23 protein-coding genes and 1 pseudogene are annotated in these 26,102 nt (G+C 63.0%); 9 read left to right on the top strand and 15 right to left on the bottom strand.

Annotated elements, in window-relative coordinates; translation table 11 throughout:
- Positions 1-48: 48 nt before the first annotated feature.
- The 3 genes from B552_RS0102880 (at position 49) to B552_RS0102890 (ending at position 2,876) form a co-directional block, all read left to right on the top strand.
- Positions 49-1,041, top strand: coding sequence for an alpha/beta hydrolase (locus B552_RS0102880; RefSeq protein ID WP_019447493.1), 993 nt, complete (start codon positions 49-51; stop codon positions 1,039-1,041).
- Positions 1,038-2,189, top strand: coding sequence for a 3,4-dihydroxy-2-butanone-4-phosphate synthase (locus tag B552_RS0102885; RefSeq protein ID WP_019447494.1), 1,152 nt, complete (start codon positions 1,038-1,040; stop codon positions 2,187-2,189). The genes B552_RS0102880 and B552_RS0102885 overlap by 4 nt, the downstream gene beginning before the upstream one ends.
- Positions 2,190-2,306: 117 nt before the next feature.
- Positions 2,307-2,876 (top strand): YbhB/YbcL family Raf kinase inhibitor-like protein, encoded by a 570-nt coding sequence (locus tag B552_RS0102890; RefSeq protein WP_019447495.1) that lies wholly within the window; start codon positions 2,307-2,309, stop codon positions 2,874-2,876.
- 38 nt (positions 2,877-2,914) lie between these two features.
- On the opposite strand, the gene B552_RS0102895 is transcribed toward B552_RS0102890, so the two are convergent.
- A complete protein-coding gene (locus B552_RS0102895) occupies positions 2,915-3,268 on the bottom strand; it encodes a hypothetical protein (protein WP_019447496.1) in 354 nt (117 codons plus the stop codon).
- A gap of 160 nt (positions 3,269-3,428) precedes the next feature.
- On the opposite strand from B552_RS0102895, the gene B552_RS0102900 reads away from it, so the two are divergent.
- On the top strand, positions 3,429-4,343 hold the full coding sequence (locus B552_RS0102900; RefSeq protein WP_193352167.1) for a hypothetical protein: 915 nt from the start codon (positions 3,429-3,431) through the stop codon (positions 4,341-4,343).
- Positions 4,344-4,422: 79 nt separating this feature from the next.
- On the opposite strand, the gene B552_RS29050 is transcribed toward B552_RS0102900, so the two are convergent.
- From B552_RS29050 to B552_RS0102925, 6 genes and pseudogenes are all read right to left on the bottom strand, one after another.
- Positions 4,423-4,587: a hypothetical protein gene (locus B552_RS29050; protein WP_019447498.1), complete on the bottom strand. Its 165-nt coding sequence runs from the start codon at positions 4,585-4,587 to the stop codon at positions 4,423-4,425.
- Between the two features lie 43 nt (positions 4,588-4,630).
- Positions 4,631-5,833 carry a DUF4382 domain-containing protein gene (locus tag B552_RS0102910; protein WP_019447499.1) on the bottom strand — a complete coding sequence of 401 codons (1,203 nt, stop codon included), beginning with the start codon at positions 5,831-5,833 and terminating at the stop codon, positions 4,631-4,633.
- Between the two features lie 200 nt (positions 5,834-6,033).
- Positions 6,034-6,540: a hypothetical protein gene (locus tag B552_RS28710; protein WP_157160163.1), complete on the bottom strand. Its 507-nt coding sequence runs from the start codon at positions 6,538-6,540 to the stop codon at positions 6,034-6,036.
- On the bottom strand, positions 6,519-7,247 hold the full coding sequence (locus B552_RS27055; RefSeq protein ID WP_157160164.1) for a hypothetical protein: 729 nt from the start codon (positions 7,245-7,247) through the stop codon (positions 6,519-6,521). Before B552_RS27055 ends, B552_RS28710 begins: the two co-directional genes overlap by 22 nt.
- A 62-nt stretch (positions 7,248-7,309) precedes the next feature.
- A pseudogene (locus B552_RS27060) lies at positions 7,310-7,891 on the bottom strand (transposase DNA-binding-containing protein); the annotation flags it as partial.
- 399 nt (positions 7,892-8,290) lie between these two features.
- A complete protein-coding gene (locus B552_RS0102925; protein ID WP_019447502.1) occupies positions 8,291-8,755 on the bottom strand; it encodes an Lrp/AsnC family transcriptional regulator in 465 nt (154 codons plus the stop codon).
- Between the two features lie 128 nt (positions 8,756-8,883).
- Between B552_RS0102925 and B552_RS0102930 the strand changes: the two genes are divergently transcribed.
- The 4 genes from B552_RS0102930 (at position 8,884) to B552_RS0102945 (ending at position 14,238) form a co-directional block, all read left to right on the top strand.
- Complete coding sequence (locus tag B552_RS0102930) at positions 8,884-10,167, top strand: diaminopropionate ammonia-lyase (RefSeq protein ID WP_083860209.1); 1,284 nt, start codon at positions 8,884-8,886, stop codon at positions 10,165-10,167.
- A 302-nt stretch (positions 10,168-10,469) separates the two neighbouring features.
- On the top strand, positions 10,470-11,768 hold the full coding sequence (locus tag B552_RS0102935) for a hypothetical protein (RefSeq protein ID WP_026035255.1): 1,299 nt from the start codon (positions 10,470-10,472) through the stop codon (positions 11,766-11,768).
- Between the two features lie 20 nt (positions 11,769-11,788).
- Positions 11,789-13,375, top strand: a complete 1,587-nt coding sequence (gene ggt / locus B552_RS0102940; protein ID WP_019447505.1) for a gamma-glutamyltransferase — start codon at positions 11,789-11,791, stop codon at positions 13,373-13,375.
- A gap of 35 nt (positions 13,376-13,410) precedes the next feature.
- Positions 13,411-14,238, top strand: a complete 828-nt coding sequence (locus B552_RS0102945; RefSeq protein ID WP_019447506.1) for a sulfite exporter TauE/SafE family protein — start codon at positions 13,411-13,413, stop codon at positions 14,236-14,238.
- Positions 14,239-14,848: 610 nt separating this feature from the next.
- Here B552_RS0102945 and B552_RS0102950 read toward each other — a convergent pair.
- The 8 genes from B552_RS0102950 to B552_RS0102985 all read right to left on the bottom strand — a co-directional run bounded on the left by B552_RS0102950 (position 14,849) and on the right by B552_RS0102985 (position 25,421).
- Entirely contained in the window at positions 14,849-16,042 is a 1,194-nt protein-coding gene (locus B552_RS0102950; RefSeq protein ID WP_019447507.1) for an acyl-CoA dehydrogenase, read from the bottom strand.
- Positions 16,043-16,087: 45 nt separating this feature from the next.
- The gene (locus tag B552_RS0102955; RefSeq protein WP_026035257.1) at positions 16,088-17,065 is read right to left on the bottom strand and encodes a tripartite tricarboxylate transporter substrate binding protein; all 978 of its coding nucleotides are present in this window, start codon (positions 17,063-17,065) and stop codon (positions 16,088-16,090) included.
- Between the two features lie 15 nt (positions 17,066-17,080).
- Entirely contained in the window at positions 17,081-18,415 is a 1,335-nt protein-coding gene (locus B552_RS0102960) for an MFS transporter (RefSeq protein WP_019447509.1), read from the bottom strand.
- 109 nt (positions 18,416-18,524) lie between these two features.
- On the bottom strand, positions 18,525-22,088 hold the full coding sequence (locus B552_RS0102965) for an indolepyruvate ferredoxin oxidoreductase family protein (RefSeq protein WP_019447510.1): 3,564 nt from the start codon (positions 22,086-22,088) through the stop codon (positions 18,525-18,527).
- A 144-nt stretch (positions 22,089-22,232) separates the two neighbouring features.
- The gene (locus B552_RS0102970) at positions 22,233-23,267 is read right to left on the bottom strand and encodes an Ldh family oxidoreductase (RefSeq protein WP_019447511.1); all 1,035 of its coding nucleotides are present in this window, start codon (positions 23,265-23,267) and stop codon (positions 22,233-22,235) included.
- The gene (locus tag B552_RS0102975; RefSeq protein WP_019447512.1) at positions 23,264-23,965 is read right to left on the bottom strand and encodes a GntR family transcriptional regulator; all 702 of its coding nucleotides are present in this window, start codon (positions 23,963-23,965) and stop codon (positions 23,264-23,266) included. The genes B552_RS0102970 and B552_RS0102975 overlap by 4 nt, the downstream gene beginning before the upstream one ends.
- A gap of 5 nt (positions 23,966-23,970) precedes the next feature.
- Entirely contained in the window at positions 23,971-25,125 is a 1,155-nt protein-coding gene (locus B552_RS0102980; protein ID WP_019447513.1) for a UxaA family hydrolase, read from the bottom strand.
- A 5-nt stretch (positions 25,126-25,130) separates the two neighbouring features.
- Positions 25,131-25,421, bottom strand: coding sequence for a UxaA family hydrolase (locus B552_RS0102985; protein WP_019447514.1), 291 nt, complete (start codon positions 25,419-25,421; stop codon positions 25,131-25,133).
- A 210-nt stretch (positions 25,422-25,631) separates the two neighbouring features.
- On the opposite strand from B552_RS0102985, the gene B552_RS0102990 reads away from it, so the two are divergent.
- Entirely contained in the window at positions 25,632-26,102 is a 471-nt protein-coding gene (locus tag B552_RS0102990) for a hypothetical protein (protein ID WP_019447515.1), read from the top strand.

Consider the following 26,102-nt stretch of genomic DNA (forward strand, 5'->3'; position numbering starts at 1 on the left):
TCCCAAGCCAATCCCCACGCCAATCCCCACCACAAAGCAGGAGACACCATGCCGCTCGATCCCCAGGCACGCGCGATGCTCGATGCCATGGCCGCCATGCCGGCCCCCGACTACACCACGCTGGTTGCCGCCGACCGACGCGCCGCGCTGGCCGCCATGCCCGGTTTCGCACCCGGCGATGCGGTTGCCGAGCAACGCGACCTGACCATCGACGGTGCCGCAGGCCCGCTGCAGGCCCGCCTGTACCGCCCCGACGACAGCACCGGCCTGCCGCTGGTGGTCTATTTCCACGGCGGCGGCTTTGTGCTCTGCGGCCTCGATTCGCATGACAACATCTGCCGCAGCCTGGCGCGCCGCGCCGGTGCGGTGGTCCTGTCGGTCGATTACCGGCTGGCGCCGGAAGCGCGCTTCCCCGCCGCAGCGGACGATGCGGTAGCGGCCGTACGCTGGGCCGCCGCGCACGCGGCGCAACTGGGCGCCGATCCGCATCGGCTTGCCGTGGCCGGTGACAGCGCCGGCGGCAACCTGGCCGCCGTGGTCTGCCAGCAGTTGCGTGGCAGCGGCATCGCACTGCGGCACCAACTGCTGCTCTACCCATATCTCGACTGCACGGACGCCGCCACGGGCAGCACCAGCTATCAGGAATGCGCCGAAGGCTACTTCCTCAGCGCGCAGGAACTGGACTGGTATCGCGCGCAGTACCTGGCTAGCCCCGCCGACGCCGCCGACGTGCGCGCCAGCCCGCTGCGCCAGCGCACGCTGCATGACCTGCCGCCGGCCACCATCGTCACCGCCGAGTTCGATCCGCTGCGCGATCAGGGCGAAGCCTACGGCGAGGCGCTGCAGCGCGCGGGGAACCTCGCCACGGTACGGCGCTGGCCCGGCCAGTTCCACGGCTTTATCAGCATGCAGGGCGTGATCGACGCCGCCGGTCATGCGCTCGATGCCGCAGCGGCGGCGCTGCGCCTGGCCTTCGCCAACAACGGCGCCAACGTCACCAACGTCACCAACGCCACCAACGCCACGCAGGGGGCAGCATGAGCCCCGCCACTGTACTCCCGCCGATTGCACAGGCAATTGCGGCGCTGGGAATCGGGCAGCGTGTGGTGGTGATTGACGACGAGACTGACGAAGCCACGGGCTGCGTGCTGGTTGCCGCCGAGCGCGTCAGCGAGGCCGACGTCAACTTCATGGCCGCCGAGGCGCGCGGGCTCGTGTGCGTGGCCATCACCGAAACGCGCCGCGAGCGGCTGCAACTGCCGCCGATGGCCGCCAGTCACCGCGATCGCGAGCGCTACACGGTCTCGATCGAGGCTGCCAGCGGCGTAAGCACGGGCATTTCCGCCGCCGACCGCGCGCTGACGCTGCGGGTGGCCGCCGCCCCGCGCGCGCAGGCGGCGGATCTGGTCCAGCCCGGCCACATCTTCCCCGTGGTGGCGCAACCCGACGGCGTGCTGCGCCGCGCGGGCTTTGCCGAGGCCTGCTCCGACCTGCCGGCGCTGGCCGGGCGCGTTGCGGCCGGTGCGTACGCCATGCTGCTGGACGACGACGGCGAACTGATGCGCGGCAGTGCCCTGCTCGCTTTCGCGCAGCGCCATGGCCTGCCGGTGGTATCGATCAGCGGTCTTATCCACCACCGGCTGCTGACCGAAGGCGCGTTGCGCCGCACCCACACCAGCGAACTGGACACGCCGTACGGCCGCTTCACCGTACACGCCTACCACGACGCCCCCGTCGACGCACTGCATCTGGCGCTGGTGCTGGGGAAACCCGACCCGGCGGTGCCGGTGCTCACGCGCGTGCAGGCCGTGGAGATGCAGCGCGACGTGCTGCGCTTTGGCACGGCAGCGGCGGGCGACGCCAGCGCCGCCAGCCCTGGCTGGAACCTGGAACGCTCGCTGGCGCGCATCGGCGCAGAAGGCAGTGGCGTGCTGGTGCTGCTGGACGAGCGCGAAACTCCACGGCAGCGGCTGGAGCGCCTGGCCACGCCGGGGCACGCCTTGCCCGCCACCCCGGCGTTCGAACAACGGACACTGGGCGTGGGGGCGCAGATCCTGCGTGACGTGGGTGCCCGCAAATTGCGCCTGCTAAGTCATCCGGTGCCCTATCGCACGATCACCGGTTTCGAACTGGAAGTGACCGAATTCGTGCCGCCGAACGAGGCATTGCTGCACTGCACGCAGAAATAGTCATCGCAGTAGTGCTACCGTAGACGCGGGCTGCGCGCGTGCAGCCTCCGCCGCAGCGCCGCAACGGCTGCCTGCGGCGGCCACCGCTCCACCGTTCCACGTTGCCGGAGGACACGCATGACACTCGCCAGACGTCTTTCCGCGCCGATCGCCGGCGCGCTGCTTCTGCTAGGCCACGCTCCCGCCAACGCCGCGGGCATGCAGGTTTCGTCCACGGCGTTTGCCGACGCAGGGACCATCCCCGCCCTGTACGGGCATGACGGCACCGGCGGCGATGGTTCAAGCTGCGGCGGCAAGGGCGTTTCACCCCAGATATCCTGGTCCAGCCTGCCGGCCGGCACCAAGTCGCTGGCCATCATGATGTGGGACCCGGACGCCGCGGGCGGCATGGGCGTCTCGCATTGGGTGGTTTACAACGTGGCGCCGGAACGCGGGCAACTGAAGGAAGGCGAAGGGAAAGTCGACGGCCATGGCGTCACGCTAGGCAAGAACGTGGGCGGCGAAGCCACGTATCACGGCCCGTGTCCGACCGTCGGGGACGTACCCCATCACTACACCATCACCGTGTACGCGACCAAGCTTGAACCGGGCACGCTGAAGCCCGGGTTGACCCGGGACGAACTGTTCGCGGCGCTCAAGGGCAACACGCTCGGCGCAATGAGCATCGTGGGCCGGTACGGGCGTTAAGCCGACGCCCGGGCGTGTTCACGGGCCTGTTGCGCGCACTATTGCGTGCACTTTTCCTGATAAACCTTCTGCAACTGCTTGCGCGTCCGGTCGCGCTCGACCGTGGCAACCGTGTTGCCCTGGCTGTTCTCGACCGGCATATCCGAAGGCTGGTAGATGCGCTGCGGCGTCTGGCCGATCTGCCTGGCCAACTGGTCGCACTGCTCATCGCGCGAAGGCGGTTGCGACGGGATCGGCTGGAACCGCTGCGTGCCTTCCCGCACCGCGTCAGAGATCGCGTCGTTGATCGCGGCGTCGCCCGGGGACGGCTGCGGGGTCTGCGCGTGTCCGTGAAACAGCGGCGTCAGACTGGCAAGCAATGCGAGTTGGCACACACGGCGGCGCAGCAGCATGAATGTCTCCGGGGATGGTCGGCGTTGTCATGGTAGCCCTGATGCCGCGTGGTCGTCCACGTGGCATTCGCACGACGCGCACGTCGCCATTGCACGCCAACGTGGCTATCATTCGTGTCAGCACAAAGCGGTGGCGACATAAACAAATGGGGGCCATGCGATGGAAAAAGCCGAACCCGTTGGTCAGGTGGGCGTGGAGGCAGGCGCAGCGGTAGGCGCAAAACCGAATAACCATACAAGGCGCGGCTGGCATCGTTGCGCGATGGCCATGCTCCTCGCGATGGCAGCCGGTCCGATACACGCGGCAACGCCCGATCCGGATGCCTGGCAGTTTGCCATCGCCCCCTATCTCTGGTTTCCGAACGTCAGCGGCGCGTTTCGTTTCTCCGGAGACTCGTCGACCGGAGGGGGCAACCTGGACATCGGCACAGGCCCGGACAGCTATCTCCAGAACCTGAAGTTCCTCTTCATGCTGCAAGCCGAGGCCAGCAAGGGCAAATGGACGATCTTCGCGGACGCGATCTACCTGGACTTCAGCCAGCAGCAAACCAACCTCAAGTCCGTTGGCAGCGGAAGCGGCGGCAAGGTATTCGTGCCGCGCGACCTGACCACCGATTCAAGCAGCGGCATGAGCGGGGCAATGTTCCAGCTCGCGGCGGCCTACAAGGCGGTCAATGCGCCCCGGGGCACAGTTGAGCCATTCGGCGGACTCCGATACCTGAACATCAGTGCCCATGCCAACTGGACGCTGTCCGCCACGTTCACGGACCAGGGTGCGACGCTGGCAAGGCAAGGCAGCATCTCGCAGACGGCGAATATCGTGGACGCCATCATCGGTGTGCGCGGGCGCATCAACGTCGGCAACAGTGACAAGTGGTACCTGCCCTATTACGCCGATATCGGCACCGGCGCTTCGAAGTACACGGCACAAGCCTCCGGGGGCGTGGCGTACGCGGCCAAGTGGGGAGACGTCCAGTTGTCCTATCGATACCTGACTTACGAGATGGATGGCGGCAACCTGTTACAACGGCTCACATTCAAGGGGCCGATGGTCAGCGCCGTGTTCCGCTTCTGAATTGAGGCGGGCGCCGACACCATGAAAAGGCCGGTCGCGTAGTCCGTGCAGACCGGCCTTTTTGTCCCGCACATACCCCTTAGCAGTTGCCCTTCTTGGCTTGGCCCGGCGGACAGAATCCATTTCCCGGACCACCCTGCGGCGCCGCGGCCGGCCCGGGCGGGGGCGCGTAGTAGGCGCAGCCGCCAAGCAACGAGGTGCCAAGCGAGATGCCAATCGAGAGGATGACGATTATTTTTTTCATGGCATTGACGGTGGCCCCTTGGGCCCCTCTTCCCTTTCCGTAGTTAGAAGCTGAAGTTGACACCGGCTTGGTTACCCGCCGCAACATTGACCGGACTACTCTGCGTGACGCCGGCTGCCGAGGTTGCCTGTACCGAGTACTGTCCCGCCGCGGCAGGAACGCCCGTCAGGATGATCGGCAGCGTGGTGCTGAAGGTGCCCACCTGCGGGGCCGCCGCAGGCAGTGCCAGCGAGTAGGCGCCGGTGTCCAGGTTCGCGTTTGCCGACGTGATCTCATAGGACGCAGAGTTGACCGTCTGCAGCGCGCGCAGCGAGGCCTGGGCGGATGCGGTGACCGTGCCCGATGCAGTGTTGGTGGCAGAAGCCGGCAGCGTAAATGGTGCTCCCGTCGTGGAGATCGTCGTGGTCTGCGTGGCCGTCACAGGTACCGAGCGAATGATGCCGGTAGCATGGCCATTCGGCTGCGTGTTATCGACGATGACGATGTCATAGGTGCCGTTGGTCGAGCTCTGAATCAGCGGCGACAGCACGAACTGGCCGTTGGCATCGGCAACCGTGCCGCGAATGACCTGGCCGTTCTGCTCGGCAAAGACCTGGGAGCCGGCTTGTGCCGCAGGCACGCTCCCCGCAATTGCACCGCTGACGATCAGGGGAATGGCGGTGACCACCGGCTTCAGGCTGAACGACCCATTGCCGCGCTGCACGATCGATTTGCACGCGTTGAAGTCAAGAATCAGGTCCACTAGCGTGTTCGGCTGCACGGTGAATGGCTGGATGATCTTGAAACCGCTTTGCGTCGCGCTCGGCGTGTCCAGCGGCTGCTCCGCATTCGTTCCCGTTTTGACTACGGAATTGGCCAGCGTATTGCCTTGGTTGGCGTTCAGGACCAGGCGCACCTGTTGATATTGCCCAGCGGGCAGCGGCGCGCGGCCCAGGTCGAACAGCACGCCATTGGTCAGCGAGAGCAGGTCAATCTTCTGCGGCGTGGCCAGCGCGATGTCGGTCCAGCCCCCGTCGGTGTCTGCGGCGGTGCTGCTGGCGTTGACGCGCACCTTGTTGACCGTGATAAACACATGATCGAAGCCACAGGACGGTGCATCGGTCATCGCCACATGGAGCGTACCGGTGGCGGCTGGTGAAGAAGTATTGTTGCCACTGTCGCCGCCGCCCCCGCAAGCGGCAACGAAGACAGATATCGGCAGCACAAGCAAAATCGAGCGCAGGTTGAAGTGGCTCCCGGTTTTCATCACGTCCCTCCAGAATGGCTGTGACCTGACCGAAGCATAATTTCTGCGCTCTCAACAATGCATGTGAGATTGCAACCATTCGTAACGAAGATGAAACCATTCGCGCGAATGGCGGGTGTCGAGATTCTCTTAAGTCTGAACTTTGATCGCTCAACGCTGAACTTGGCCAGTCAGCGATCCGGAGGATGGGCCACTCGCCGTCAGAGGGAGGACGCCAATGCTGAAGCTCGTGTGGTTGTCGAGCGGCTCAGATCGGCCAGGAACGGCCCTTCGCAGTCGCATGAGAGAACGTCTGTTGATGAGCGACGACTCGCCATTCGCCGAAGGGACTCAACAAATGACAATTCCTCGGAAAAGCCAGTTTCATCTTCAAGCGCTGTGTGTGCGGCCGAGATTCCAATGGCCATTCCGGCTGACGACGCCGTCCGCTCGAACAGTCCATTTCTGTGCTTCTCGCCATGCCATTGCTTCCGCAACGACGAAACCGCTTCCCAAGGTGGGTTCGCCGTACCCCGGGGAGCCTCAAAGGACCCTCCGAGGCCCAGAAATCTCAGCCGTAAATTTATCTGCACACACCGACGACGTCGCACAACGGTGTAACGATTAGGCAAATCGTTGCGCTGGGTATCGGCGGCCTGCTCCACGAGGAAATCGCGCAGTTTCAACTCGTCGTCATCAGATAGTTTCAGGGCCAGCAGTTCGTACACCCCGAAAAATGCTTCGTCGGACGCATGCTGGCGTTGTCGCTCCGCATGATCGTCAAGTCAAGGAAAGCCGGAAGCAGGCAAAACTCCATAAATTTGTCATGGCGAAACCACCAGCGACTTTCGTCCCTGATTGCGTCCGGACTGCGTACCGCCACGGTTCGCGCAATCATGAGCTTGTGCTCGACCAGCATGGTCACTTCGGCATCAAAGCCCTCTGGATCAAAGTACGGCTTGCCTGACACTCTCCATGTGTAGACCTGCTCTGCGAACCTCGAGTACGGAAACGGCCGGCTTTCACGTTCGCAAAACTCCTTCTCCATCGTCACGAAGCGTTGCTCGACCAAGCGTAGCAAATCGGGGCGCTCGCCACGAGACAGCAGCTCGGCAACCAGGCTTGCTTCCATCGGGTTGCTGAGCACCTTGAGCCAGGACTCAGCTTCGTCCTCTCCAGCGATCTCCACCACATACGCCTTCACGACCTGGCCGTACGTTACTTCGTCCATTCGAGCATCCCCTCGTACTGCTGGCCACTGCCTGACGAGGAAGTCCTCGATCTGATCGGGCCGCAATGCCTGTAGCCTGAGAACGCGGGCGGTGCGCGGACGAACCCAGTCCATAGGTTGTGTGGTAAGAATGAAGTTGCCGCGGAAGGATTCTTCCACGAATTGCACGATGCGCGACCGTGTGTCGGGTGTCGCTTCGTTCAAGCCATCTATTAGCACATCGATGGCCCCTACATGGATGAGCGAGCGCAGGTACTGCTCGTCCCCGACTGGATCAACCAGTCGGCCGGCTGGCCAAGTTCCTGGGCGCGCGCCATCAACTCGGCAATATCACCCTCGCGGTCCGTGACATACACCAGCCGTGTCTGGGGCAGCAGCGCAGCTTGCTCCGCAACCCGTTCGTACCCCTCGATCCAGCGTACGCTTTCCTTGATCCCGCTGCGGTTACCGTCGGCGTCCTTTGGCTCCCGAGCCCACATCCAGGCATCGATCACCCCCAGCGGTTCACGGTCAGGCGTCACCGCGTAGGTCGGATGCAGAAACATGCCCCGCTGGGCTTCATAGCTCAGCGGACCCAGCCCGTCCACTTCCTGCCCATTGAAGTTCAACTCGGTCGTGTCAGCGATGCACAGCACCACCGGAAACTGCGCGACTCTGTCCGCCGTGCGATCCCAATGCGGCTGCATCACATCCCGCCAATCGATCTGCTCATTGCCTAGAAACCGATAGGCCGCAATGGTTTGCGACCAGTCATCGCATGCGCCGGGAATACTCGCCGTAGGCAGCGCCGCAAACCGCTTGAGCAATTCCTTGGCCCGCCGATCCCGCCGCGGATCACCAAGATCCAGACTCTCAAATTCCTCGTCCACCCATGCCCCCGACTCGTTGCACATTGCTGCCCGAAAATCCGAGAGTAAATGCAAGTTTGTCGATGTTTACAACCCCTTGCTTCGGAATTTACGCAGCCTCAGGCATCAGGCCTCGCCAAGAAGATGGTTGTAGTTCTGTATAACGAGATGCCTTGAAGCAGCGGTTATGAAGGTGATGTCTGATCCGTCTATCGCGCCTGCGCTTATTGAAAAGGGCTACGTTACAAAGCCAGGCAGTGCTGCCGAACTCGCAAAGCTCACCGCTGAGGAATACCGTAGGTGGGGCGCTGCCATCACCTCTGCCAAGATTGAGGTTAACTGACGGATAGCGTATTCGCCTGAGATTTTAGAAAATGGGTGAGCAAGCTCGTCCATTTTCTACAAGGGCACGTTCATTCCAGTTTTAATGCGGTCCATCACCACCAGCGTTTTGAAATATTTGACATTGTTATTGGCGTGAAATAGTTCGCGCGTCAATTCCACGTATTGATCCATATCCTGCACGAGAAAAATCAGTACGAAGTCGCATTCGCCAGTCACGTAATAGCACTGCTGGATCTGGCGGCAGGCATTGAAGCCTTGCCGCATTTCGCCAAGAAGGTCTGCTCGCTCACTTTCCGCCTTGACCTCAACAACGATGGTCAACCCGTAGCCGACGGCTTTGGGATTGATGCTGGCCGTGTACCGCTCGATGACCCCGTCGGCGGAGAGTTGCTTAAGTCTACGGTTCACTGCGGCCGTAGACAGGTTGGTGCGCTCCCCCAGTTCGCTCTGGGGTACCCGTGCATCGTCTTGGACCGCTGCCAGCAGCAGGCGGTCGTAGCTGTCAAGTTTCGAGGTCATCTGAAATGTCGGTACAAAACCGCCCCTAAATAGAGAAAAAATTCCATTTTGACAGTGAAGTTTAATACAACCCCGCATGAGATAGAAATATTATTTCATAACTTGGCGACGAACCCATTGGAGACTACATGCCTACTTCTGCTATCGAACCTCGCGTCCCGAACGGCAACGCCGCCACAGGGACGCACAGCCCCTCGCTGTTCGCTAACCCGCAGGCCACCCGCGCGTCATATCCCGCGGAATTGCGCGCCATCATGTGCATTGAGCGCGCGGAAGAAAGTCGGCGCTGGCTTGCGGCCTGGTCGGGCATCGCCCGTCAAGCCACGCCTTTGTATGACCTGCCAGGTCTTGCGCAAAAGCTGAGGGTGGCACGCTTCAGCGTCAAGGACGAATCGGTGCGCTCGCCGCTCGGCAGCTTCAAGGCACTGGGTGCCCCTATCGCCCTGGTGCGCCAAATCCTGCGCTTGCATCCCGAGTTCGAGCCTGCATCCATTCTGACGGGCAGCTATGCCAAGCAGCTGAAGGACTACACGGTCATCAGCGCAACAGATGGCAACCACGGCCGGGGCCTGGCTGCCGCCGCGCGCGATGCGGGCTGCCGTTGCGTCATCGTGTTGCATGCCAATGTGAGTGTGGAGCGCGAAGAGGCGATTGCCGAGTTTGGTGCCGAGATCGTACGCATCAAGGGCAACTACGACGAGTCGGTCGAGGAGGCTGCACGCCTGTCTGCAGCGCATGGCTGGCAGGTGGTATCCGATACCTCATATGAAGGCTATGAGGACATTCCGCGCGACGTGATGCAGGGCTACGGCACCATCGCAGCCGAGATCGTGGAACAGACCGACGCGCGTGCGAACGAGGCCGGCGCTTTCACTCATGTCTTCCTACAAGGCGGCGTCGGCGGCATGGCTGCCGGCTTGTTCAGCTACCTGTGGGAATTCCAAGGCGAGCACCGCCCCCATTTCATCGTGGTTGAACCGGATCAGGCGGACTGCCTGCTTCAGAGCGCGATCCAGGGCCGTGCTGCAAAAGCCACGGGTTCAATTGATTCAGTGATGGCCGGCCTGGCTTGCGGTGAAACCTCGCCTTTGGCTTGGAAGTTTCTGCAAACCAGTGCCGACCACTTCATGACCATCGAAGACGGTCTGGCCGTAGAGGCAATGAAGACCCTAGCGAATGGCAGCGAGAAGGATATTCCTATCGTGGCGGGTGAATCGGGTACCGCTGGCCTCGCGGCGCTTGAAGTGCTGCGTGCGAATGACGCGCTCTCGGCACAGGTGAAGCTCGATGCCAACTCTCGTGTGCTGATCATCAATACCGAGGGAGCTACTGCGCCGCTGGTTTACAAGCAACTCGTCGGCTGCTCTGCAGAAGAAATTGCAGCCAAGCAGGCTGCATGGCGTACTGCTTAGAAGGCACTTTTATTCGGACAGGTTGTCCTTCCATTTTGAAACTAATAGCTCAGCCGTGATGCCAGCGGCAGAGCCTATTAAAACTGAAATCCTCTTTTCCTTTTGATTTCTATAAATCCGCCGCCCAGCGTAGGCAGCGGATAGGCATCACGCCAAACGTTGATCAATTAACAATTTCCTTGGAGACATACCATGCAGCGCCCGACGTTCAGAATATTGCTGGTCAGAGGTATACCCTATTTTTACCAGACTCCCCGGGGTAATGCCCATGATTCAATTTCTATTGATTGCGGGGGAGCGAAATGAAAGCCAATACAGTAGCTGTCAATATTTCCCCGAGCAGCCTGCGCTGGAGCCGACATGACACTATGTGGGTTCTTGGAATATACGGCACATCCGTGAGTGGCGGGAGTCTTTTTCTCCCCGTAAGTCTCGGCCTCTCTGGCTTTTGGCCGATGGTCATTTTGTCCTTATTGGCATTCCCTATTACCTTCATTCCATACCTTGGCTTGGCTCGATATGTGTTGGCCGGTTCGACGGAAGGTGGCAGGGATGGAAATATTCTGGACACCACGAATGAGCATTTGGGCTCAAAGTGGGGAAAGGTTCTGATTGCGTTGTATTTTGCAACAGTCTTTCCATCGATGACCATATACACGATCACTCTGACCAACACAATCCTTGATTTTGTGCGAACCCAATTGGGGATGGGTGATCTTTCTCGATGGATTGTCGCTCCGGCGGCGGTGCTCGCATTAATGATGCTGGTGAGACACGGAACTACTACGATCGTCAAGATCATGGGGGGCATTGTTTTTCCGTTCATTGTCTCGATTGTGATTTTCGGCATTGCGGCCATACCTCATTGGAATCCGTCAATGCTGGAAACGGCGGTGAACTTTGGCGGTGCAGAAAAACTGGTGATCGATGTTTGGAAGGGAATACCAATGTTGGTGTTTGCCTTTAGTTTCACGTCAATCACTTCAAGCTTTGTTGTCGCTCAAAAGCGTCACTACGGCGTTGAAGCCACCCGCAAGGTCACTCAGGTCATGGGGATCGCAGTCATGCTGATCGCGACGACCGTCCTGTTCTTCTCGTGGAGTAGTATTTTTGCGCTATCACCTGAAGAATTGGCCCAGGCTAAGGCGAGCAATTTGACTATCGTGTCGTTCCTTGCTCGGAAGTTTGATACACCCGCTATGGCGATTGCCTCTCAAGCCATCGTGTTCGCGGCAGTGATCAAGTCCTTTCTTGCTCACTATCTTGCGACAGAGGAAAGTGCGAAAAGCTTTGGTCGAATTGTTCTCGGCTTGCCCGAGCAGTATCTGACTAGCAAAGCATTCTCTAGGGTACTGGCTATTTTTATTTTCGCTGTCACGACGGCCTTCGCAATTGCCAACTTCGACGTGCTGAATTTGATCAAGGTTGCACTTGTTCCGGTGAGCGTGTTCGTCGTCTATTTCCTGCCCTTGTACGCATTCCGTAAGGTGCCGCTGTTGCAAAAATACAAGGGGCGGCTGACGAATGTGTTGGTTGCTCTGATCGGTGTGATTTGTTTGATCAGCGGCGTTCTCGCGATCATCGCTAAATTCAGCCTCTAATGTGAGAAGGGGAAGTTGCCATGCGCAAATTTGAATTTCCGGGCCGTCCCGTATCCGTCGGCTCCAAGGGAATGGTCGCTACCTCGAACCCTGCAGCAGCGCTGGCGGGTCTCGATGTGCTCCATTCGGGAGGCAATGCCGTCGACGCGGCTGTAGCTGTGGCAGCCATGCTGGCGGTGGTCGAGCCCACACAGACGGGCATTGGTGGCGACTGCTTCGTGCTGCTCAAAAAGCGTGGCCAGCCGCCTGTTGCCCTCAATGGTGCTGGCTGGGCTCCGCGGTGCACCAGCGCAGCTCAGCTGCGCCAATCGGGCTTGACGGCGATCTCGGCCGATAACGTCCACGCGGTGACAGTTCCCGGCTCAGTGCGCGCTTGGGAACTGCTGCTGAAGGATCATGGGACAAAGTCTTTCGAGGAATTGTTCGGGCCTGCCATCAACGCAGCGGAGCAAGGCTACCTCGTCACCGAACGGCTCGCTCGCGACTGGGCGCGTAGCGCAGAGAAGGTATCGGCCACACCAGAAGCCAAAGAGATCTTCATGCCGGCGGGACAGTCCCCGGCAGTGGGTGACAGGCGCTTCAATGCAAAGCTCGGGAGCGCATTGCGCTCCATTGCGCGCGACGGTGCAGACGCCTTTTACGAAGGCTGGATTGCTGAAGACATCGTGGCCTCGCTGAAGCACCGCGGGGGTGTGATGGAACTGGAGGACTTGGCGGAATACCGGCCTGAGTATGTCCAGCCCATCTCTGCGGAATATCGCGGCTATCGGCTTTGGGAGTGCCCACCAAGCGGTCAGGGCATTGTGGCGCTGCAGATCGCTTCCATGCTCAACAGCTTCGATCTGTCCAAGTACAGCGCCTTGGGTACGGAGCGTTTTCACTTGCAGGGTGAGATTTCGCGGATCGCCTATGCGGAGCGAGATGCCTTCTTGTGCGATCCGACGCATCATCCACTCGATGTAGAGCAATGGCTGTCAGCGCAACGCATTGCCCAGTTGGTGGCGCGCATCAACTGGGACAGGCGGATTGAAGACTTCAGACCTGCTGCTGGGCCGGAGCACAAGGACACGGTGTTTATTTCAGTGGCTGACGCTGATGGTACCGTCGTCGCGTTCATCAATTCGCTGTTCGACGATTTCGGCAGTGGTCTCGTAGCAAGCGATTCCGGCATCCTTTTGCACAACCGCGGTTGCGGTTTCAGCCTGGAGGCAGGGCATCCCAATGAGATCGCTGGCCGCAAGCGCCCCATGCATACGATCATTCCTGCGTTGCTCACCAAGGGCGGCGAAGCGGTGATGTCATTCGGCGTCACTGGCGGCCACTACCAGCCAGCGGGCCAATTACAGGTACTGTCCAACATCGTTGACTACGGCATGTCCATTCAGCAGGCCATCGAGCATCCGCGAATGCTGGCGCGTGGCGACTCATTCGAACTGGAGAGCACAGTCCCCGAGTCGATATGGGACGGACTGCGCGCAAAGGGTCACTTGCCAATCGCTGCCGTCAATCCTCTTGGAACCTGTCATGCGATCTGGGTCGATCAGGCCCGTGGCGTTTTCCTAGGCGGCTCCGATGGCCGGCGTGATGGCATGGCCATCGGTTTCTGAGCACAGCCTAAAAATCTCGAAACAATGGACGCGTTATGCTGGATATTTCACCCGTGCTATTGCTTGAACTTGCGCTTCTTGGCATAGGAAGCGGATTCTTGGCGGGGCTGCTGGGTATTGGTGGCGGGATGGTGATGGTCCCCGTCCTGACCTTCATTCTGTCGGGACTTGGTACCGCACCCGAACTGGCAGTGAAGATGGCGATCGCTACCTCGATGTCGGCCATTCTTTTCACATCCATCTCAAGTGTGATCGCACACCAGAAGCGTGGTGCCGTGCGTTGGGACATCGTCAAGCATCTTGCACCTGGCATCGTGTTTGGTAGTTTGGTTAGTAGTGCGGGTGCCTTTGCGCTGCTCAAGGGAAGTTGGCTCGCGCTCTTTTTCTCGTTGTTCGTCACGTTCTCGGCGACACAGATGTTTCTGGACAAGAAGCCCGCAGCATCTCGAACTATGCCCGGCGCCGTCGGCAAGTTCTCTGCGGGGAGCGTGATTGGATTTCTGTCCGGGCTGGTGGGCGCTGGTGGGGGCTTCATCAGCGTGCCCTTCATGACCTGGTGCAATATCGCCATCCACGACGCAGTGGCGACTTCTGCGGCGCTGGGTTTTCCCATTGCCCTCGCGAATGTGGCTGGCTACGTCTTCAGTGGTCAGGGCATCGCAGAGCGGCCTCCCAACTCCGTCGGCTATGTCTGGATTCTCGGATTGGTTGTCGTCGCTGCTTTCAGCGTCATGACTGCCCCTCTCGGAGCAAAGGCTGCCCACGCACTGCCCGTCAAGAAGCTCAAGCGTACCTTTGCGTGCATCTTGTATCTGGTGGCGGCGTATATGTTTTACACAGGTGTCAAAAGCCTCTTGGGATAGGCGTTCGAGCACCGTACTTCAACAGCCGCATTTTCGAGAATGCGTCGGCGTTTTGAACGAGGGCCGACGCGAGCACCTTTCATCCTGTGACTCACAGACGATCGGTGCCGCGCAGTTTTTGACAAAACGCCATGATGTCGGCGAAACAAACAACACACGCCTAGAGGTGCTGATGGACCCGCACTGCGATGTCCACAACGGCATCATATTTCGTGAACATGGACGGGAAGGACCGTTGATCGGCTCCAGCCGAGGCCGCCCCGCGTTGAGCGAGCCGGAACGGCCGCTTTTCAACGGCGTAGAGACGTTTGCAAAAACTCGCCGAACGGCCGAAACGGGTCGATCAGTGACCCTCACGGACCCCCGTGCCGGCGGCCCAGACCGAGGCGAGTAGGCCGCACCGCAAAGCCGCAAGGTTCAAAGCTAAGTGAACCGAGCACCGGATAATTCAAGCTTAGATGAACCGCGGGTTCAACGTCCGTTGAACGGGCTGGTGGCAGACTCAGATTGTTCGTGTCCGCAGTGCAGCGTTATGTGAACAGCGACAGCGGGACCAGCCCGGCCGGCAGTTCACCAGCCGTGCGCCAAAAATGGACGCACGGCGCCCCGCTCACTTGTGATGCGCTGCGCCAAGTGTGTCGCGCTTGATCTTCTTGGCCAGCGACCATTTGTGGACTTCGGTCGGACCGTCGTAGATGCGGAATCCGCGAATCTCGCGGAAGATCTGTTCGACAACGGTGTCGCGTGACACGCCCATTCCGCCAAGGATCTGCACGCAGCGGTCTGCCACCCGGAACAAGGCCTCGGACACGGCCACCTTGGCCATCGAGCTTTCCGCCGTGCCCAGGGAGCCCTCATCCAGCACGCCGGCGCACCAGTCGATCATCAACGCAGCCTGCTGCAGATCGATCAGGTTCTCGGCCAGCATGAACCCCACGCCCTCGTGGTCGATGAGCAGCTTGCCGAACGCCTTGCGCGTGGTGGCGTAGCCGCGTGCAATCTCGTCGGCCCGCGTGGCGCAGCCAAACCAGCGCATGCAGTGGGAGAGCCGGGCCGGCGACAGCCGCACCTGCGCATAGCGGAAGCCTTCGTTCACTTCGCCAAGCACCTGGGCCTGCGGCACGCGCAGGTTGTCGATCACGACCAGTGCATGGCCGCCCGGCATGGAACTGTCGATGGTGTCGATCAGGCGTTCGATGCGGATGGCAGGGTGCGGCAGGTCGACCAGGAACATCGTGGCCTGTACACGATCGCCATCGCCGGTGCGCGCCATGACAATGCCCACGCTAGCACCCTCGGCGCCAGTGATGAACTTCTTGCGCCCGTTTATTACCCAATCGTCGCCGCCCCTGACCGCCGTTGTCTGCAGCATGGACGGATCGGAACCTGCGCCGCCGTCCTCCGCGGGTTCCGTCATGAAGAACGCCGAGCGGGCCTTGCCGGCCACAAGCGGCGCCAGGAAGCGGGCCTTCTGCGCGGCCGTGGCCACCGCACCGAGCAGGAACATGTTGCCTTCGTCCGGCGCCATGGTATTGACAGCTACCGGCCCCAGCGGCGACAAGCCGCTGCGCTTGAGCACCGCCGCAGTCTCACGCTGGTTCAGGTGAGAGCCGTCAGGCAGGATATGGGGGGTCATCAGGCCGGCGGCACGCGCCTTGTCGCGCAATTCGGCAACAAGATCCTCGGACGGACCGTGACTTTCGCAGCGCGGATCGCGCTCGTAGGGAATGACGACGTCACGCACGAATCGCTCGACGCGGTCGGCGATCAGTCGGCTTCTCTCGGTTGGGCATTCGGTGAACATGCTGACAAGCTTCCTTAGCAGTTGTTGATGGATGACCGCGGATGGCTACTCGCGGTGCAGGCCGGCCTGTTTGACCAGGACGGGCCATTTTTTCTGCTCCGCCTGTATCAGGTCGGCAAATTCTTGCGGTGTACTGCTGACTGGATCGAAGCCACGGCTGGCCAGGCGCTGCTGGACTTCGGGGCTCCGGACGGCCTTGGTAATCTCATTGCCGAGTCTGGCCACGATGGCGTCTGGCGTGCCGATCGGCGTCACCACACCATACCACTCCACGGATTCAATGCCGGGCACGCCTGCTTCGGCCAGGGTCGGGACATTGGGCAAGCCCGCCAGCCGGTGCTTGCCCACCACGGCAAGCGCCTTGAGCTGCCCGGACTTCACCAGCGGCTCCACCACGGGGTATCCGGGGAACATCATCGAGATGTGCCCCCCGATCATGTCCGCCAGCGCCGGCGGCGCACCCTTGTACGGCACGTGGACAATGTCGACCCCCGCCTGCTTCCTGAATGCTTCGCCAATCAGATGGAGTTGCGTACCCGGACCCGACGACGCATAGGTGATCTGACCCGGTTGCAGCTTGGCCTTATGCACCAGCTCCTGTACCGAGCTGGCCACGGACGGATTTGCCACCAGCACGTAGTTCAGCGTGACGAGCTCACCGACCGGCCTGAAGTCGCGGGACAGGTCATACGGCAGCTTGTCGTCGAGACTGCGGTTGATGATCATCGGCGTGGTCGCCACCAGCAGCGTGTACCCGTCCGGCGCGGACTTTGCCGCCGCCAGCGCGCCGATATTTCCGGCGGCACCCGGTTTGTTCTCCACGATGACGGGTTGCCCCAGGTCGATGGATAGCCGTTCCGTGACGATGCGCGTGGCGATATCCACGCTGCCCCCCGCAGGCCATGGAACGATCATACGTATCGGCCGATTCGGGTACACCCCCTCAGCCATCGCGCTGGCCGCACTGGCCGCCAGCGCCATCGCGCCAATCACACAACCGATGTGTTTTCGTATCGAATGCATTGTTGTTCCGTGGTCTTATCCGAGCCGCTTCCCCAACGTCTCCGGCACCATGCGCAGGCCCAGCAGCGAAATCAGCCCGCATCCGATCAGGTACAGCGCCGGCGCGTTGGGGCTCGACGTCAGGTGGATGAGCAGCGTCGAGAAGAGCTGCGCAAAGCCGCCGAAGACGGCAATGGCAAGGTAGTACGTCACCGACATGCCGGTGGCGCGCAGCCGTTGCGGCAGGACCTCGCTTACCAGCACCAGCGTGGACGGCGAGGTCATCGCCATCGGCACCGCCAGCACAGCAACCACCACCAGCAGGCAAGTCAGCGACGGGGCGGCGTTGAGGATCATGAACGCCGGATACGGCAGCACCAGCAGCGCAATGCGCGTCCACCACACCATCGTGCGGCGGCCCAGCCGGTCGCTCATCCAGCCGGCAATCGGGCCGAACACGACCATCATGGCGGCGGCGACAAACCCTGCCCAGACGGCATCACCACGTTTGATGCCAAGCTGGAACGCAGCGTAGTTCGGCAGGTAGTACGCGATCAGGTGCACGGCGGCGGCCAGCCCGATCATCAGCAGGATGCTGGCGACAAGTTCACGCCAGTGCTGGCGCATCATCGTCAGGCTGCCTTCGACCTTCGCACCCTTCTTGCGCGGCACGGGGGTCAGCGTTTCCTCCAGCCGGCGGCGGATGATCTGACCGATGGGGATCACCAGGATGCCGATCAGGAACGCCACGCGCCAGCCCCACGACTCCAGCGATGCCGGCGAGAGCGAGTTGCTCAGCGCCAGCGCCACCAGCGCGGCGAACACGGCGGCAACGCCCTGGCTGGCGGTCTGCCAGCTCGTGTAGAAGCCCCGTGAGCGCTCGTCGGCATACTCCATCAGCATCGCCGTGGCCGATCCCATCTCGCCGCCGATGGCAAAGCCCTGCACCAGGCGGGCCACGATCATCAGCACCGGCGCCATCACCCCCATCTGCGCATAGGGCGGCGTGACAACCAGGATCAGCGCACTGAGCGCCATCAGCCACATCGACATCAGCACGGCCGGCTTGCGGCCGCGGCGGTCCGCGTAGGCGCCGATGACAAGGCCGCCGAGCGGCCGCATCAGGTAACCCGCGCCAAACGTGCCGAACGACAGCAGAAGCTGGCCCAGCGGATTGCCAACCGGGAAGTACAGCGGAATGATCAGCGTGGCAAAGAAGTTGTAGACCCCCGAGTCGTACAGTTCCAGCGCGCCGCCAATGGTGATGGCCGTGATCGCCGAAGCCTTCGACATGGTTTTCCGCGCTGGCGCCGCCTGCGCGCCTTGCGGCGCGTGGGCGGGAGGCACCGTGGTGGTTGGATCGATGGGCATGCTTGTCTCCAGGTGCGGCAGTGTCAATCGTGTGCCTGCCGCTGATATTGATGTGTTACTTGTTTTGCGTCGTCTTCCGTCGCCGTGTCCAGGCGACGGAACCGGTGCCTCAGGCCGCCACGTGCGCCGGCGCCTGCTTCGCACCCTGCCCGCCGTCACGCCACTGCGCCATCAGCCGCGCCCACTTCTGGCGCGTGGCGGCGAGGTTGCGCGCCTTGACGTGACCGAAGCCACGGATCTCCTGCGGCAGGCGGGCGATCTCCAGCGCCAGTTCCAGGTTGTCGCGGTTCACCGAGCGCAGGACGGCCTCGATGCTTTCGCGATACTCGGCGATCAGCGCGCGCTCCTCGCGGCGCTCGGCGGTGTAGCCGAACGGGTCAAGCGCCGTGCCACGCAGGCCCTTGAACTTCGCCAGCACCTGGAACGCGCCGCGCATCCACGGACCGTACGCCGTCTTCACGGGCTCGCCCTGCGCGTTCTTCTTTGCGAACAGCGGCGGCGCCAGGTGGTGCACGATGCGCACGTCGCCTTCGAACATCCCCTCGATCTGCTTGCGGAACGATTCGTCGGTATGCAGGCGCGCCACTTCGTACTCGTCCTTGTAGGCCATCAGCTTGAACAGCGAACGCGCCACGGCTTCGGCCAGCCGGCTGCCGCCAACCGCGCCTTCCGCCGACTGCACCTTGCCGACGAACGTCTCGTACTGCGTAGCGTAGGCCGCGTTCTGGTAGGCCGTAAGGAACGCCTTATGCTTGCCGATCAGTTCCGGCACCGATGCCTTGCGGGTGAACTGGATCACCTGCGCTGCCGGCGTGCGCAGCGGCACCTTCGACATGTCGTGTGCGCACAGGCGGCCCCATTCGAAGGCAGCCTTGTTGCTTTCCACCTGCACGCCGTTCAGTTCGATGGCGCGCATCAGTGCCTCCAGCGACACCGGCACGCGGCCCTTCTGCCAGGCGTAGCCGAGCATCAGCAGGTTGGCGTAGATCGTCTGGCCGAGCAGTTGCGTGGCCACCTGCTCGGCGTCGAGCGTGGCAACGCGATCGGCACCCACCGCCTGCGTGATGCGGGCCATGGCGTCGTCGCCCGGCGGGGCCCAGTCGGGGTTCTGCACGAATGCTGCCGTGGGCGTCACATGGCTGTTCAGCACGACGAACGAGCGCTCGGGCGACAGCGTGGCGACGGTCGCCTTGCTGGCGCCGACCACGGCGTCGCAGGCAATGACGAGGTCGGCCATGGCCAGGTCGACCCGGCTGGCGTGCAGTGCCTCGGGCGAGGCGGCGATCTGGATATGGCTCCACGTGGCGCCACCCATCTGCGCCATGCCGGTGGCATCCTGCGTGATCACGCCCTTGCCTTCGAGGTGCGCGGCCATGCCCAGCACCGCGCCGATCGTGACGATACCCGTGCCGCCGATGCCGGCAACCAGGATGCGTTGCGGACGGCTGGCGTCCGGCAGCGCGGGGTACGGCAGCGCGCCGAACTGGGCGGGCTGGGTCTTGCCGGCTGCGGGCTTGCGCAGTTTGCCGCCCTCCACCGTGACGAAGCTCGGGCAGAAGCCCTTCACGCACGAGAAGTCCTTGTTGCAGGTGTCCTGGTTGACCTTGCGCTTGCGGCCGAAGTCCGTTTCCACCGGTTGCACGGCAAGGCAGTTGCTCTGCACCGAGCAGTCGCCGCAGCCTTCGCACACCAGTTCGTTGATGACCACGCGCTTGTCCGGATCGGGCATCGTGCCGCGCTTGCGCTCGCGGCGCTTCTTGGTGGCGCAGGCCTGGTCGTAGATGATGGTGGTCACGCCCGCCACTTCGCGCAGCTCGCGCTGCACGGCGTCAAGGTCATCGCGGTGGCGGATGGTCACGCCCGGCGCGAGGTTGGTCACGCCCGTGTACTTCGCCGGCTCGTCAGTCACCACCACGATCTGGCGGATGCCTTCGGCATGCAGTTCGCGCGACATCGCGGGCACGTCCAGCTGGCCGGCGTCGACCGGCTGGCCGCCGGTCATGGCCACGGCGCTGTTGAAGAGGATCTTGTAGGTCAGGTTGACGCCGGCATTGATCGACTGGCGCACCGCGAGCAGGCCGGAGTGGTTGTACGTACCATCACCCAGGTTGGCAAACATGTGCTTGCGCGTGGTGAAGTCCGACTGTCCCATCCAGTGCACGCCTTCGCCGCCCATCTGCGACCACGACGTGGTGGAGCGGTCCATCCACGTCACCATGCCATGACAGCCGATGCCGGCCATGGCGGTGGAGCCCTCCGGCACCTTGGTGCTGGTGTTGTGCGGGCAGCCCGGGCAGAACCACGGCAGGCGGTCGCTGGCGCGGTTGTCGCCCTGCGCGGTGGCGCGTTCCTTGGCCTCGATCTCGCGCAGGCGAATATCCATGCGTGCCTGCACATCGGCCGGCACGCCGAGCGCGGCCAGCCGCTGCGCGATGGCCTTCGCCACCTGCGCGGGCGACAGGTCGGCCTTGGCGCGCAGCAGCCAGTCCTCGGCCGGCTTGCGGTGGCTCCACTCGCCGCCATCGCCATGGGCGAACTTGCCGAACACGGCGGGACGGCGCTCCGGGCTCTGGTGATACAGCTCGTCCTTCAGTTGCTGCTCGATGATCGGGCGCTTCTCCTCGACCACCAGGATCTCGCGCAGGCCCTGCGCGAAGTCGCGCACGCTCTCCGGCTCCAGCGGCCACACCACGCTGACCTTGTGCACGCGGATGCCCAGCGTGCGGCATGCGTTATCGTCCAGGCCCAGGTCCAGCAGCGCCTGGCGCGTATCGCTGTACGCCTTGCCGCTGGCAATGATGCCGAGGCGGTCTTGCGGGCCTTCGACCACGTTGTGGTTAAGGCGGTTGGCGCGGATGTAGGCCAGCGCCGCCGGCCACTTGTACTCCATCATGCGCGCCTCTGCGCCAAGCGGATCGTCCGGCCAGCGGATATGCAGGCCGCCCTGCGGCGGCAGGAAGTCTTCCGGCAGCACGATCTTGACGCGGTCGGCGTCGGTCACCACCGAGGCGCCCGATTCCACGACCTCCTGCACCACCTTCATGCCAGACCACAAACTGCTGAAGCGGCTCATGGCGAAGGCATGCACGCCAAGGTCAAGGATGTCCTGGACACTGGAGGGAGAAAACACCGGCAGCCCGCACGCCATGAACGTATGGTCGCTCTGGTGCGCCAGCGTGCTGCTCTTGGAAACATGGTCATCGCCCGCCAGCGCGATCACGCCGCCCAGCGGCGCGGTGCCGGCCAGGTTGGCGTGCTTGAGCGCGTCGCCCGAACGGTCCACCCCCGGACCCTTGCCGTACCAGATGCCGAAGACGCCGTCGTACTTCTTGCTGGCGGCATCGAATTCGAGCTGCTGCGAGCCCCACACGGCGGTCACGCCCAGTTCCTCGTTCACGCCCGGCTTGAAGACCACGTGGTTCTCGGCCATCAGCTTCTTCGCCTGCCACAACGCCTGGTCGTAGGTGCCGAGCGGCGATCCCCGGTAGCCGGAGATGAACGCGGCGGTGTTCTTGCCAGCCATGGCGTCACGGCTGCGTTGCAGCAGCGGCAGGCGGACCAGCGCCTGCACACCGGTCATGAAGGCACGGCCCGAGGCAAGCGTGTACTTGTCGTCGATGGTGACGGCTTCCATGGCCTTGCGGGCGGCTTCGGGTGGGATCGGGGCGTTCATCGTTATCAGCCTGTTCAGGGTTCGTGGGTGTGGGTATGGGTGTAGGTCGAGGCGGCCGGCATCCTCCGGCGGCTCCGGATATCTGGTTTTCGGTTCGTCAAAAATGCCGCTATACGGCGATCAGGCGATCAGGCGATCAGGCGATCAATCCGGGAACGGAATGTCCACATGGCGGCCAAGGGCGCGCAACTCCTGCGCAATCGACTCGGGCAGTGCAATGCCCTGCTCTTGTCCTTCCCGCTCCATGGCATCGCCACGCGCGCCCGGCAGCCGTGCCTCCTCGCCGCCGGCAGCGCGGTACGTATCCGTCCATTGCGTCATGTAGTCGGCGAACAGTGCCTGGCCGACGAAGGCGTCCGGCTTCACCAGCCAGACGAAACCGCCCTGCCGGCCCACGGCGCCACTGCTCTTGAGGTCGTTACGCGCCGGGTCCAGCGACCCCGCCGTGGCCGCCATCGCGCCGGCCAGGCATTCCACCATCATGGCGATGCCGATACCCTTGTGGCCGCCCATCGGCAACAGCGCGCCGCCCAGCGCCGCCTCGGCGTTGGTGGTGGGCACACCTTCGGCATCGACCGCCCAGCCCTCGGGAATCGGGCGGCCTTCGCGGGCGGCCAGCAGGATGTGGCCACGTGCCGCCACGCTGCACGCCACGTCGAACACCAGCGGTGCTGCGCCGGGAACCGGGCAGCCAAAAGCAATCGGGTTGTGGCCGATGCCAGCCCGGGTAAAGCCTTCCAGCGCCAGCAGCGGCGGCGTGCGCTGGCCCACCATGCAGAACGCGCCCGCCTCGGCTGCCAGCAGTGCGTGGATGCCCAGCGCGCCAAGGTGGCCGCACGACTGCACCGCGATCAACACCGACGCGCTAGTCTCCAGCGCTTCCAGGCCAAGCCGCACGGCCAGCGGCCCGGCCACCTGCCCCATCGCGCCGTCGGCGTCCAGCACGATGCCGCCCGGAAACGCCCGGTGCGACATGGCCGGACGCGGGTTGAAGTCGCCCGCACGCAGGCGGTCGACATATGACGGCACGCGGGTCATGCCGTGCGTCTTGTAGCCGCGCAGTTCGGTGCGGACCAGCATGCCGGCCGCTTCGGCGGCGTGTTCCGCGGGCATGCCGGCGGTCTCGAATACGGCGGCCGTCCAGCGCTCCAGCGCGGCGGGGCTCCAACGGGTCGTCATGATTTCTCTCGCACGATCATCAGCCGCTCCGCGAACGGACCCGCGTAGAGCGACTGGTAATAGAGGGGCTGGTCGCGCAGCGTGTAGCCGCGCAGTTCCATGATGAAGGCCGGTGCTTCGGGCTCCAGGCCCAGCTCGCGCGCCACGGTGGCGGGCGGCTGGCCGAAGCGGATCCACTGGTCAACGCGCAGCGTCGGCAGCGACAGCCGCTGGCCGATCAGCTCGCGCAGGTTCTTTTCCAGCGCCTCGCGGTCCAGCCCGCCCAGTTGCGCGAAGTCCTCCTCGCGCAGCCAGAACTCGCTGTACAGGTCGAACCGGCCGCCCACGTTGATCACGCGTTCAATGCGCACGTAGCCATCGCCTTCCAGGAAGTCGGCCCAGGGGCCCTTCTTCTTGATGCGCTTGACCGAACGCGCGTGAACGTAGGACGCCAGTTCGTTGCCCGCCTCGTCCCGGAAGCGCAGGTAGCGCACGTCCGCCGGCGCCACGCGCGCCCCCGAAACGAAGGTACCGCGTCCCTGTTCGCGAGTGATCAGTCCCGAGTGCGTCAGCCGCGTGAGCGCCTTTTGAATGGTGCCCACGCTCACGCCGTGCAGCGTCGCCAGCTCGCCCTCGGACGGCAGGCGGTCGCCTTCGCGGAGTGCGCCGGATTCGATGGAACGGATGATCGCGTCGGAGACGCTGTTCAGCTTGGTCATGTTCGTCAGAGGCTCAATGCAAAGCGACTGATCGCGGTTTCGCGGATGTCGAGCACCTCGCTGGTCAGTTGCGTGCCGGATGCGATGTCCATCGCATAGGCAAACAACTCGTCGCCCAGGTCGGAGATCTTTGCCCCGCTCTGCAGAACCGCGCTCACGTCGAAATCGATGTTGTCAGCCATGGTGTCGAGCGTATTGACGTTGCCGCACACCTTGACCGTGGGTGCCACCATGCTGCCGATCGGATTGCCCACGCCCGTCCCGAAGAAGGTGAGCTGGCAGCCGCCGGCGGCAAGTGCAGTGAGATTCTCCACTGCCGCGGCCGGCGCGTCCATAAAGTGCAACCCCTTCTTCTGCGGCGCCTCGCCGTAGCGCAGCACGCCCACGAGCTGGCTCTTGCCGGCCTTGGCCATGGCGCCGAGCGCCTTTTCCTCGACCGTGGTCAGGCCGCCCTTCTTGTTGTCGGGCGACGGCTGGTCCTCGCGCATGTCCACACCGCGCGAGATGGCCAGGTTCTCCATATTGCGCACCGCGGTAACGAACTGCTCACGCACGCGGCTGTCGGCGGCCCGCTCGGCGAAGAGATGGTCGGCGCCAATGAATTCCGAGGTCTCGGAGATGATCACCGTGCCGCCCTCGGCGATCACGGCATCGGCCAGCTTGCCGATGACGGGGTTGCAGCTCAGGCCGGAAGTCGTGTCCGAGCCGCCGCACTCCACGCCGATCACCAGCGACGAGACCGGGCACGGCACGCGGCGGGCGCGCGACGCGTCCAGCGACAGCTTCGCGGCCTTGCGGGTGCCGTCGGCGATGCACTGCACGGTGCCATTCGGCTGCAGATGGACCGTCTCCACCGGCTTGCCCGTGGCACGGATGCGGCGGGCCACTTCGGCGGTGGACGTTTCCTCCAGGCCCACCAGCAGCACCGCCGCGATATTCGGGTTACGGCCCAGGCCGGCAAGCGACTCGAAAGCGAAGTCGAGATCGGCGCCGAACTGGCCGCGCACGAACAGCGTGGTAACGGGGATGCAGCCGCCCACGGTGCGGGCAATGGTGCGCGTGACGGGGTTGCAGTTGTCCATCACGGAAATCACGGCCACCCAGTTGCGCACGCCAACCGCGCCGTTCTCGCGCGGGTATCCAAGAAAGGTCGTTGCCATGCCTATTACCTCTTTTCCAGGTCGCCACGGGCACGCGACGACTCGATGTTGTGGACATGCATGTGTTCGCCGGCCTGCACGGCGCGGCTGGCCATACCGATGACCTGGCCGTACTTCAGGATCTGGCTGCCTGCCGACGTATCGGCCACGCAGATCTTGTGACCGAACGGCACGTCCTGCAGCAGCACCAGTTCTCCGGTCTTTTCCCCTTCCAGCTGGCACTTGTCGCCGGCGCGTCCGGCATCCAGCAGGGTGGCCACGTTATCGGCCCGATTTAACACGATGGCTCTTGGCATCTCGTTGACTCCTTTAACTCCTGTATAGGTGTTGGAATGCAATGTAGGTAACCGCGGTGGGTAGTGTCAAGCTTTTACTAGGCTCACTAAGCGAAAACCACTACTCCTAATCGTAAGTCCTATATAGAAGTTGTTGACACCAGCGAAAGTGGTGTCTATCTTCATGTCAACGGGGGACGACGAACCATCCCGCCGAAGAGGAGACAGAGAATGAAAGTGGCGTCCCATAAGGAGAAGATCGACAAGCTGATGGCCCTGCGCCAGCGGCTCGATCCGCTCGAGGACTTTGAAATCTGGTTCTGGGCAGGCATGACGGCCGGCACGCATGCCGTGAACGCCGCCCTGCACCAGGCCGGCGTGACCCGCGACGACGACAAGTTCCCGACGCAGCCGCATGTCTACCTGTCGCGCCAGCCGGACGGCAGCCTGAAGACGGCATTCGGTCCGCTGGGCGACGTGCTGCATGTGGGCCGCCCGAAAGTGGAGGCGCCGGTACCTGAGGACGTGGCGACGATGATGGAACAGATGGAAATCATCGAGCACTACCGCGACCCGTGCCTGCGCGACGGCCTGGCGCCTACCGCCGCAATCGCCGACGAATGCGATGCCGCGCTGCGCCGCTGCATGGCACTGCTGGCCGCACGCCTTGCCGAGCCTGTCACCGCGACGGAAGGAGCCTGA

Source organism: Cupriavidus sp. BIS7 (genome assembly GCF_000292345.1).
GTDB lineage: Bacteria > Pseudomonadota > Gammaproteobacteria > Burkholderiales > Burkholderiaceae > Cupriavidus.